Here is a 10,233-nt window from a genome sequence, read left to right on the forward strand (position 1 = left end):
CCCGGGCTCGCGCCACCGGTCACCGGAAGCAGTACGAGTCGCTGGAGGAGTCGCCACCCTGCAGGCGCACCTGGTGCACCCGGTTGCCGCGGAAGTCCTCGCCGTGCGGGAAGAACGTCTCGTCCAGCACCATGCCGCCGTTCTCCGGGTCGACGTCGGCCTTCGCCATCCACGCACCCACGCCCTCGGGATACAGGTCGTCGTCCCAGGCGCCGTAGAGGCTGTTGGTCCAGTAAACGCGGCAGCCGTACGCGGCGCTCTGGGGGTCCAGGTCCACCACGGCCAGCGCGTTCGGCTGGTCCGCGCCGTCGAACTGGAAGGTGGCCACGTACGCCAGCGTCTCGGCGGGCGCGCGGGTGGCCATCGTGGGGGAGGGGTAGAAGGTCTCGTCAGGCTTCCACGAGGTGCGGGACACGCAGGTCATCATTGTGTGCTGAGGTGATTGACAGCATCACGAAGCGTCACATGCGAGGCTGGGTGTCCCCAACTCCCGCCGACCGGTGGGAGATCACAGTCCGGGAGGTCACCGTGCGGTCCATGCTCCGGGTCACCGAGGTCGACGTCTTCGCCACCGGCCCGTTCACCGGCAACGGGCTGGCCGTGGTGCACGGCGCCGACCACCTCACCGACGAGCAGCTGCAGGCCGTCGCCCGCTGGACCCAGTTCTCCGAGACGGCGTTCCTGCTGCGCCCCACCGTGCCGGGCGCCGACTACCGGGTGCGGATCCTCACCCCGGTGACCGAGTACGCGTTCGCGGGGCACCCCACGCTCGGGGCCGCCCACGCCTGGCTCGGGGCCGGAGGGGTGCCGGGGAGCCGCTCCGACGGCGGCACGGGCACCGTGGGAACTGGGGGCACTGCGGGAACGGTGGTGCAGGAGTGCGGCATCGGGCTGGTCACCGTGCGCCGCGACGGGGCGGGCGCGGAGGGGACGGAGGGCGCACCGGGCCGGACGGACCAGGCAGGTGCGCTGCTGTCCTTCGCCGCCCCGGAGCGCACCCGCACCGGCCCGTTGGCCCAGGACGACCTGGCCCGCGTCCTCGACGCGCTGGGGCTCACCGCCGCGGACGTCGTGGCCCACGCGTGGGGCAGCAACGGGCCGCAGTGGCGGATGGTGGAGCTCGCCGACGCCGAGGCGGTGCGGGCCGTGGGCGGATCGCTCGTGGGGACGGGTCTGCGCTGTGGCGTCGTCGGCGTCGAGACGGACCCGGGTGCCGGCGTCGCCTACGAGGTGCGCGCCTTCACCTCCCAGCACGAGGACGCCGTGACCGGCAGCCTGCAGGCCTCCGTGGCGCAGTGGATGCGGGAGCGTGGCCGGGTGCCGCGACGGTGGACGGCCGCGCAGGGTGGGTCCGTGGGTCGGGCCGGCCGGGTGGAGCTCCTGGACGACGGGCACGACGTGTGGGTGGGCGGTCGGTGCGCCACCCGGGTGAGCGGGACCCTACACCTGGGGTGAGGAACGGCCTCGGCCTGCCCCGTCTACGATGCGGCATGACGACAGCCACGTCCGACTGGAGACGGGACCGAGTGGGTTCCGCCCTGCGCGGTGAGAACCCCACGGTGCTGCGCCGCCTCCGGGCCGGCTTCGCCGTGATCGGGGACGTGCAGCACTTCCCCGGCTACTGCGTGCTCATCACCGACGACCCCACGGCCACGACGCTGACCGACCTGACCGTCGAGCGGCAGGAGGACTTCCTGGCCGATGCCGCGCTGCTGGCCCGCGCGGTGGAGCACGTGGTGCGCCGGCGCGACCCGGCCTACCGCCGCATCAACCTCGAGGTGCAGGGCAACACGGATGCCTTCCTGCACGCCCACGTCACACCCCGCTTCGCCTGGGAACCCGACCCCCTCGTCCGATGGCCCGCTGGTGTGACCTGGTGGGCGGGGGTCCCGGACGCCGCCTCGTGCGCTCTCGGAGCCGAGCACGACGGGCTGCGGGCGGAGATCACCGCTGCCCTGGACGCGGGCCTCGGCGACCGGCGCTGACCCCGCACCGCGGGCCCGGGGCCCGCGCCCCTCAGCCCCGGCGGTACTCCACCACCTCGAAGCCGTCGGCCGGGCGGCGGGAGATCTCGCGCCAGTCCGGGCCGATCTCGGGGAAGAACGTGTCGGCGTCCTGCGGGGCCTGGTGCACCTCGCTCACCACGAGGCGGTCCGCGTGCGGCAGCGCGTCGGCGAACACGCCCGCGCCCCCGAGGACGAACACCTCCCCGTCACCGGCCATGAGCAGCGCCTCGGCCCAGGTGCGGGCCACGAGCACCTCGGGGAAGCGGGGGCCGGCCTCCCGGTCGCACGGGTCCACCTGGCCGCCGGGCAGCCAGTCCCGGTCGCTGGTGAGCACCACGTGGCGGCGTCCGGGCAGCGGCCGCCCGAACGACTCGAACGTGCGCCGGCCCATCACCATCGTGCCGCCCATGGTGGTGTCCTTGAAGTGCTTGAGGTCGGCGGGCAGGTGCCACGGCAGCCCGCCGTCCCGGCCGATCGCCCCGTTCTCTCCCACGGCCACCACGAGCGTCAGCGTCTGGTCGAAGCCCCGCGTCATGAGCGGGGGCACGCGCTCGCCGAGCTCGTGGGCCTCGGCCAGGGCGGTGAGCACCTGGGCCTCGTGCGGCACGGTGCGCTCCGGCAGGGCGTCCAGCGGCCACCAGCGCAGGTCGGCGGCCTTGTCCGGCTCCTGCAGCGCGGGCTCCCCGGTCCAGCGGCGGGGACGCACGAAGACGTCGATCCGCTCCTCCAGCGGGGTGGAGATCGCCACGTGGCGGTGCAGCACGCTGACGGGCTCGAGGTCGTCGAGGTGCACCTCGATGCCGAGCTCCTCGGCCGCCTCACGGGTGGCGGTCTGCAGGAAGGACTCGCCGGCCTCCACGTGCCCGGCGGCACCGCAGGCCCACCACCCGTCCATGTACCCGGTGCCGCGGCGCAGCTGCAGGAGCACCTCGGTGCGGGGGCCGGGCTGGTCGGGGGCCTGGCGCAGCACCACGAGGTAGGTGGACGGGACGACCTGGAAGCGCGGGGAGGGCATGGGGGGAGTCTCGCAGGTGGGCCCCGCCGCGGGCGGCTGCCGGTGCGCCGACGGGCTCAGCCCGGGTCAGCCCCACGGCGGCGCTCAGACCGCGATGGGGGCGCTGATGGCCGGGTGCGGGTCGTACCCGTGGACGGTCACGTCCTCGAGGTCGAAGGCGTCCAGCTCCCGCACGGCGGGGTTGAGCTCCAGAGTCGGCAGCGCACGCGGCTCCCGGGCGAGCTGCGCGCGGGCCTGCTCGAGGTGGTTGGAGTACAGGTGCAGGTCGCCCATCGTGTGCACGAAGTCGCCGACCTCCAGGCCGGTGACGTGCGCGACCATGTGGGTGAGCAGCGCATAGCTGGCGATGTTGAAGGGGACGCCCAGGAAGAGGTCGGCGCTGCGCTGGTAGAGCTGGCAGCTCAGGCGGCCGTCGGCCACGTGGAACTGGAAGAGCGCGTGGCACGGCGGCAGGGCCATCTCGTCCACCTCGGCCGGGTTCCACGCGCTGACGACGTGGCGGCGCGAGGCCGGGTTCTCCCGGATGCTGCGGACCACCTTCGCGATCTGGTCGACGCTGCCGCCGTCGGGCGAGGGCCAGGAGCGCCACTGCGCGCCGTAGACCGGGCCGAGGTCACCGTTCTCGTCGGCCCACTCGTTCCAGATGTGGATGTCGCGCTCCTGCAGCCAGCGGACGTTGGTGTCCCCGCGCAGGAACCACAGCAGCTCGCCGACGACGCCCTTGCGGTAGATGCGCTTGGTGGTGACCAGCGGGAAGCCCTCGCGCAGGTCGTAGCGGGCCTGGCGGCCGAAGACGGCCAGGGTGCCGGTGCCGGTGCGGTCGTCGGTGGCGACGCCGTTCTCCAGCACGTCGCGGAGCAGGTCGAGGTACTGGCGCATGGGGGCAAAACTACCGAGGCTGGGCCCACCCGGGAACCGTGGGCCACCCGGCGCAGTAGGGTCCCGCACTGTGACCCGCAGCACCGATGCCGCCGCCCGCGACGCCGCCGTCCTCTGGCACCCGTACTCGCGCCGCTCCGGGGCCGTGCCGCCCCGCGAGGTGGTCGGCGCGCAGGGCTGCCGCCTGCACCTGGCCGACGGCTCCACCCCGCTGGACGCGATGTCCTCCTGGTGGTGCATGGTGCACGGCTACCGGCACCCGCGCCTGGACGCCGCGGTGCACGCGCAGGTGGACCGGTTCAGCCACGTGATGTTCGGCGGCCTCACCCACGCCCCGGCGGTGGAGCTGGCCGAGCGCCTCGTCGCCATGACCCCCGAGCCGCTGCGCCACGTCTTCCTCGCGGACTCCGGCTCGGTGTCCGTGGAGGTGGCCCTGAAGATCTGCGCCCAGGTGCAGCTGGGCCGCGGACGCACCGGCCGGCACCGCATGCTCACCGTGGCCGGCGGGTACCACGGCGACACCCTGGCGCCGATGGGGGTCTGCGACCCGGACAACGGCATGCACGCCATGTTCCGCGGGGTGCTCACCGAGCACGTGTTCGCCCCGCGCCCGCCGATCTGGGCGCCCACCTCCCTGGCGGCCGGCGCCGGGTGGGGCACGCAGGCGGCCAGCCCGTCGGCGGACGCCGCGCTGGCCTCCTGGGCCGCCGAGACCCGCCGCATCGCCGCCGAGCACGCGCACGAGCTGGCCGGCATCGTCGTGGAGCCCGTCCTGCAGGGGGCCGGGGGCATGCGTGCCTACGACCCGCGCGCCCTCCACGTGCTGCGCGAGATCGCCGACGAGCACGGCCTGGTGCTGGTCCTCGACGAGATCGCCACCGCCTTCGGGCGCACCGGTACGCTCTTCGGGGCCGACCACGCCGCGGGGGTGGACCCCGAGGGCCGCCCGGTGGTGCCGGACGTCCTGTGCGTGGGCAAGGCGCTCACCGGCGGGTACCTCAGCCTGGCGGCCGTTGTCGCCACCGACGAGGTGGCCGCCGCCGTCGACGCCACCGGCGCCCTGATGCACGGCCCCACCTTCATGGGCAACCCCCTGGCCTGCGCGGCGGCGAACGCCAGCCTCGACCTCCTGGCCGAGGGGGAGTGGCGCACGCAGGTGCCCTGCATCGAGGCGGGCCTGCAGCAGCACCTCGCCCCGGCGCTGGACCTGCCGACCGTCCGGGACGTGCGCGTGCTCGGGGCCGTCGGGGTGCTGGAGACGACCGCGCCGGTGGACCTTCCGGCCCTCACCGAGGCGGCCCTGCGCCGCGGCGTGTGGGTGCGCCCCTTCGGCACGCTCGTCTACACGATGCCGCCCTACGTCGCCACGCCCGAGGAGGTGGCCACCATCGCCACCGGCCTCGTCGAGGCCGTCTCCGAGACCGTCACCGAGGCCGGCCCCCGGTGAGCGCCTGGGAGCAGCACCTGCAGCGCGCCGCCGCCGTGCGGGAACGGCGCGACCTCGTGCGTCGGCCGCGTGCGCTGCCGCGGGGCGCCGTCGACCTCGCGGGCAACGACTACCTGGGCCTGGCCCGCCACCCGCGGGTGCTGGCCGGCGCCCGGGAGGCGCTGGAGCTCCACGGGGCGGGGGCCACCGCCAGCCGGCTGGTCACCGGCACCACCGCCGTGCACACGGCGCTGGAGGAGGCTCTCGCGGACTGGTGCGGCGCCGAGGCGGCCCTGGTCTTCTCCAGCGGCTACCTGGCCAACCTGGGCGTCGTCACGGCGCTCGCCGACCGCGGCACCACCCTCGTGGCCACCGACCGGATGCACGCCTCGGTGCACGATGCCGTGCGCCTGGCCCGCGGGCAGGAGCAGGTCGTCGCCCACGACGACCCGGTTGCGCTCGAGGCCGTGCTCGCGGCCAGCCGCTCCCCGCGGGCGCTCGTGCTCGTGGAGTCCGTGGACAGCGTCACCGGGGCCGTCGCGCCGCTCGCCGAGCTGGCCGCGGTCTGCGCCCGCCACGGCGCGCTCCTCGTGGTGGACGAGGCGCACGGCCTGGGCGTGCTCGGCGGAGGCCGGGGGCTGGTGGCGCACGCGGGCCTGGCCGGGAGGCCCGACGTGGTGCAGGTGGTCACCCTCTCCAAGGCCCTCGGGGCACAGGGCGGGGCGGTGCTCGGCCCGGCGGCGGTGGTGCGCCACGTGGCGGCCACGGCCCGGGCCTTCATCTACGACACGGCGCTCGCCCCCGCCCCGGCGGGTGCGGCCCTCTCCGCGCTCGGCGTCTTGGCCGACGAACCCGAGCGGGTGGAGCGGCTGCACCGGGTGCGCGACCGCCTGGCCGGTGCCCTGGGGGTCGAGGCACCGCCCGGGGCGGTGATGGCCCGACCCGCCCCGGACGCCGCCACGGCCCTGGCCTGGCAGGCCGCCTGCCAGGAGCAGGGGGTGGCCGTCGGGTGCTTCCGGCCGCCGTCGGTGCCAGATGGGGTCTCCCGCCTGCGGGTGACGGCCTCGGCAGGGCTGGACGACGCCGCGCTCGAGCGCGGTACGGCCGTCCTGGAGTCGGTCCTGGGGCCGGTGCCGGAGAGCGCGCTCGAGCGGGCGCTGCCGGAGGCGGGCGCATGAGCGGGCAGGCCCCGGGGGTGGTCCGTGTGGTGGTGGTGACAGGTACGGACACCGACGTGGGCAAGACCGTGGTCACCGCGGCGCTGTGCGCCCGGCTGCTGGCCGACGGGCAGCGGGTGCACCTGCACAAGCCCACCCAGACCGGCGTGGCCGCGGACGAGGAGGGCGACGTGCAGACCGTCCGGCGGATGCTCGGGGCGCCGGTCGGCCTCACCACCTCCGAGGGGGTGCGGCTGCCCGAGCCGCTGGCGCCGGCGACGGCGGCCCGGCGGGCGGGCGTGGAGGCCCCGACCGTGGCCCGGCACGCCGAGCAGGTCCGTGAACTGGCCCGTGCGCTGGCGCGGGAGACGGCCGGCGCGACCCTGGTGCTCGAGGGCGCCGGGGGCGTGCTGGTGGAGATGGACGCCGCCGGGGGAACCCTGCGCGACCTCGTGCGCGAGCTCGCCACCGGCACGCCGGATCACGAGGGGGGCGGTGACGCGCTGTCGGTGCAGGTGGTCGTCGTGGCGCGCGCCGGTCTGGGGACCCTCAACCACGCGGCGCTGACGGTCGAGGCCCTGCGTGGCCCGCTCGGCGAGCGGCTCCCGGCGCGCACGCTGGCCGGCCTCGTCGTGGGCGCCTCGAGCGAGGACCCGGGACTGGCCGAGCGGTGCAACGTGGAGGACCTGCCGCGCGTCACCGGCCTGCCGTTGCTGGGGTCGGTCCCCGCGGGGGCCGGGGACCTGTCGCCGGAGGACCTCGTCGCGGGGGCGGCCCGCTGGTTGGTGTGGCCGTGACCGGCTGCCCCGTCACCGGGCACCATGCGCCCGCTCTCCCGGTCGTCCCGCACCGCGGCGTGCCCACGGTGCTCGACCCCGCCCTGGGCGCCGCGGTGATGCTCGACCCCGCCACCTGGAGCCCGGCCGGCTCGATGGTGGCGCACCGTCCGCTGTGCCCCGCCGCCCTGCGGGTGCTGGCCCGGGCCGGCTTCGCGCTGCCCCCGGCCCTGGCCAACAACGACACCCCCTCCCACCCGGTGCTGCGTGGGGCGGTGGCACCGCTGCTGGCCGCCCGCCGGGTGCGGGCGTGGCGCCCCCGCATCGCCGCCCTGGCGCAGCAGGGCGCCGAGGAGGCCCTGGCGGCGGCCCGGCGCGACGGCGAGGTGGACCTCGCGGTGGTCGGACCCGGTCGGGTGCCGCTCGCGGTGATGACGGAGCTGCTCGGCATCGGTGAGGGGCTGCCGCACGACCTGCTGGCTCGCTCCGCCGCCCCGGCCCTCGAGCTGTTCTGGGGCGAGGCCGACGACTCCCGCCAGGTGGATCTCGCCGGCGCGTGCGCCGAGCTGTACCGGGCCATCCGGGTGGAGCTGCGGCGCGTCCGGGCGGCCGTGCCGGCCGTCGGTGGGGATGGCCCTGGGGACGGCACCGGGCCCTGGGCCGATGCCGGGGCCGAGGCCGACGGCCTGCTGGGCCGTCTGGTGCGGGCCGGGTGCGACGACCGGGTCGCGGCCTCGGCCGCCTTCTTCACGGTCGTGGCGGGCCACGAGACGACGCGCTGGCTGGTGGCGGGCGCCCTGGCGCGGGCCGCGGCGCAGCCGCACGCGTGGGCCCGGCTGGCCGCCGACCCCGGTGCGGCCACCGAGGAGGTGCTCGCGCACCACTCGTCCGTGCCCCGGTGGCGCCGGACCGCCACCACTGGGGCGACCCTGGGGGAAGGCCCCGGCGGCCCGGTGAGGGTGACCGCCGGCGACCCGGTGGCCGTCGAGCTCACCGGCGTGGGCCGCCCCGGGTCGTTCGCGTTCGGCGTCGGCCCGCACCGGTGCCTGGGCGGGGAGCTGGCCCGCGTGGAGACCGAGGAGATCCTGGCGGCCACCGCCCGGACCCTCGGGCCGGTCGAGCTCCGGTCGACCGGCCCGCGGGTGGACCTCTTCTCGTTCCAGTCGCCCGGCGCCGTGCGGGTCGCGCCCCTCCCGCTTGGGGCCTGAGGCGGTCGGGCGAGTACCGTGGACCCCGACGGACCCCGCGCCCGAGCGCAGGTCCCCCCTGATTTTCCTGCCCGAGCCACGGCATCGATGACCGGTGGCGGGCACCGTCCAGACCGATCGACACGAAGGATCCACGTGACGCCTCGTACCACCCTGCCCGAGCCCCCGAAGCTGCCCAAGAACGGCGTCCGCGTCGTCGCCCTGGGTGGCCTCGGTGAGGTCGGCCGCAACATGACCGTCATCGAGTACGGCGGCAAGCTGCTCATCGTCGACTGCGGCGTGCTCTTCCCGGACGACAGCCAGCAGCCCGGCGTCGACCTCATCCTCCCGGACTTCGAGTACCTCGACGACCGCTGGGACGACATCGTCGCCCTGGTGCTGACCCACGGCCACGAGGACCACATCGGCGCCGTGCCGTACCTGCTGCGCAACCGCCCCGACATCCCCGTGGTCGGCTCCAAGCTGACGCTCGCCCTGGTCGAGGCCAAGTGCAAGGAGCACAAGCTCACCCCGCGCACGATCACGGTGCGCGAGGACGACATCGAGAACTTCGGCAAGTTCGAGTGCGAGTTCGTGGCCGTCAACCACTCCATCCCGGACGCTCTCGCGGTGTTCATCCACACCCCCGGCGGCACGCTGCTGGTCACCGGTGACTTCAAGATGGACCAGCTGCCGCTGGACGGCCGGATCACCGACCTGCGGGCCTTCGCCCGCCTCGGCGAGGAGGGGGTGGACCTGTTCCTCACCGACTCCACGAACGCCGACGTGCCCGGCTTCACCACCCCGGAGCGCAACATCGCCCCGGCCATCGAGCGCGTCTTCGCGAAGTCCGAGAAGCGCATCATCGCGGCCTGCTTCAGCTCGCACGTGCACCGCGTGCAGCAGATCCTCGATGCCGCCGCGGCTACCGGGCGCAAGGTCGCCTTCGTGGGGCGCTCGATGATCCGCAACATGGGCATCGCCTCCGACCTGGGGTACCTCGACGTGCCGGACAACGTGCTGGTGGACGTGCGCAAGCTGGCCAAGCTCCCCCCGCACCAGGTGGTGCTCATCTGCACCGGCTCGCAGGGTGAGCCGATGGCCGCGCTGAGCCGTATGGCCAACCAGGACCACCAGATCGAGGTGGGCGAGGGCGACACCGTGCTGCTGGCCAGCTCGCTCATCCCCGGCAACGAGAAGTCGGTGTACAAGGTCATCAACGGCCTCATGAAGCTGGGCGCCAACGTGGTGCACAAGGGCAACGCGATGGTGCACGTCTCCGGCCACGCGAGCGCCGGTGAGCTGCTGTACGCCTACAACATCGTCAAGCCCAAGAACGTGCTGCCCGTGCACGGTGAGTGGCGCCACATGCTGGCCAACGCCGAGCTGGCCAAGCAGACCGGTGTGCCCGAGGAGAACGTCGTGGTGGCCGAGGACGGCGTGGTCGTCGACCTCGTGGACGGCAAGGCCTCGATCGTCGGCCAGGTGCCGGCCGCGCACGTCTACGTGGACGGCGGCAACGTCGGCACCTCTGACGAGGACCTGCTCAAGGAGCGCCGCATCCTGCGCGACGAGGGCTTCGTCTCCATCGTCGTGGTGCGCGACGCCGACACCGGCAAGATCATCTCCGGCCCGGACATCCACGCCCGCGGCGTGTCCGAGGGCGAGAAGATCCTGCAGCGCGCGGTGCCCAAGGTGGAGCAGGCCCTGGAGGAGGCCCGCCTGAAGGGCACCACGGACGTGCACCAGCTGCAGCAGGTCGTGCGCCGGGCGATGGGCGGGTACAT

The 10,233-nt window shown here is 74.9% G+C and carries 10 protein-coding genes; 7 read left to right on the top strand and 3 right to left on the bottom strand.

Annotated features, from left to right (window positions below; all coding sequences use genetic code 11):
• Positions 1 to 19: 19 nt before the first annotated feature.
• Positions 20 to 415, bottom strand: coding sequence for a selenium-binding protein SBP56-related protein (locus CYJ76_RS08470; RefSeq protein ID WP_070705123.1), 396 nt, complete (start codon positions 413 to 415; stop codon positions 20 to 22).
• Between the two features lie 122 nt (positions 416 to 537).
• Here CYJ76_RS08470 and CYJ76_RS08475 point away from each other — a divergent pair, with 122 nt between their 5' ends.
• Complete coding sequence (locus CYJ76_RS08475) at positions 538 to 1,455, top strand: PhzF family phenazine biosynthesis protein (protein WP_070705127.1); 918 nt, start codon at positions 538 to 540, stop codon at positions 1,453 to 1,455.
• 35 nt (positions 1,456 to 1,490) lie between these two features.
• On the top strand, positions 1,491 to 1,985 hold the full coding sequence (locus tag CYJ76_RS08480) for a hypothetical protein (RefSeq protein ID WP_070705124.1): 495 nt from the start codon (positions 1,491 to 1,493) through the stop codon (positions 1,983 to 1,985).
• A gap of 31 nt (positions 1,986 to 2,016) precedes the next feature.
• Here the strand turns inward: CYJ76_RS08480 and CYJ76_RS08485 are convergent, their stop codons facing one another.
• The gene (locus CYJ76_RS08485) at positions 2,017 to 3,021 is read right to left on the bottom strand and encodes a dihydrofolate reductase (protein ID WP_101849836.1); all 1,005 of its coding nucleotides are present in this window, start codon (positions 3,019 to 3,021) and stop codon (positions 2,017 to 2,019) included.
• 84 nt (positions 3,022 to 3,105) lie between these two features.
• Positions 3,106 to 3,900, bottom strand: coding sequence for a thymidylate synthase (locus CYJ76_RS08490; RefSeq protein WP_070705126.1), 795 nt, complete (start codon positions 3,898 to 3,900; stop codon positions 3,106 to 3,108).
• A 70-nt stretch (positions 3,901 to 3,970) separates the two neighbouring features.
• On the opposite strand from CYJ76_RS08490, the gene CYJ76_RS08495 reads away from it, so the two are divergent.
• The 5 genes from CYJ76_RS08495 to CYJ76_RS08515 form a co-directional block, all read left to right on the top strand.
• Positions 3,971 to 5,347 carry an adenosylmethionine--8-amino-7-oxononanoate transaminase gene (locus tag CYJ76_RS08495; protein ID WP_238138202.1) on the top strand — a complete coding sequence of 459 codons (1,377 nt, stop codon included), beginning with the start codon at positions 3,971 to 3,973 and terminating at the stop codon, positions 5,345 to 5,347.
• Positions 5,344 to 6,504, top strand: a complete 1,161-nt coding sequence (locus tag CYJ76_RS08500) for an aminotransferase class I/II-fold pyridoxal phosphate-dependent enzyme (RefSeq protein WP_180802260.1) — start codon at positions 5,344 to 5,346, stop codon at positions 6,502 to 6,504. Before CYJ76_RS08495 ends, CYJ76_RS08500 begins: the two co-directional genes overlap by 4 nt.
• Entirely contained in the window at positions 6,501 to 7,280 is a 780-nt protein-coding gene (bioD, locus tag CYJ76_RS08505; protein WP_101849838.1) for a dethiobiotin synthase, read from the top strand. The genes CYJ76_RS08500 and bioD overlap by 4 nt, the downstream gene beginning before the upstream one ends.
• Positions 7,277 to 8,467 (top strand): cytochrome P450 family protein, encoded by a 1,191-nt coding sequence (locus tag CYJ76_RS08510; protein ID WP_144043062.1) that lies wholly within the window; start codon positions 7,277 to 7,279, stop codon positions 8,465 to 8,467. The genes bioD and CYJ76_RS08510 overlap by 4 nt, the downstream gene beginning before the upstream one ends.
• A 135-nt stretch (positions 8,468 to 8,602) precedes the next feature.
• Positions 8,603 to 10,233, top strand: a 1,631-nt coding sequence (locus tag CYJ76_RS08515) for a ribonuclease J (protein WP_101849840.1), incomplete at its 3' end; no start/stop codon positions are given.

The organism is Kytococcus schroeteri (genome assembly GCF_002847825.1).
Classification (GTDB): domain Bacteria; phylum Actinomycetota; class Actinomycetes; order Actinomycetales; family Dermatophilaceae; genus Kytococcus; species Kytococcus schroeteri.

What these genes read in the sequence shown, in the direction of transcription:
- CYJ76_RS08475 (WP_070705127.1), top strand. Translation starts at nt 538, where the DNA reads ATGCTCCGGGTCACCGAGGTCGACGTCTTCGCCACCGGCCCGTTCACC.
- CYJ76_RS08480 (WP_070705124.1), top strand. Translation starts at nt 1,491, where the DNA reads ATGACGACAGCCACGTCCGACTGGAGACGGGACCGAGTGGGTTCCGCC.
- CYJ76_RS08485 (WP_101849836.1), bottom strand. Translation starts at nt 3,021, where the DNA reads ATGCCCTCCCCGCGCTTCCAGGTCGTCCCGTCCACCTACCTCGTGGTG.
- CYJ76_RS08490 (WP_070705126.1), bottom strand. Translation starts at nt 3,900, where the DNA reads ATGCGCCAGTACCTCGACCTGCTCCGCGACGTGCTGGAGAACGGCGTC.
- bioD (WP_101849838.1), top strand. Translation starts at nt 6,501, where the DNA reads ATGAGCGGGCAGGCCCCGGGGGTGGTCCGTGTGGTGGTGGTGACAGGT.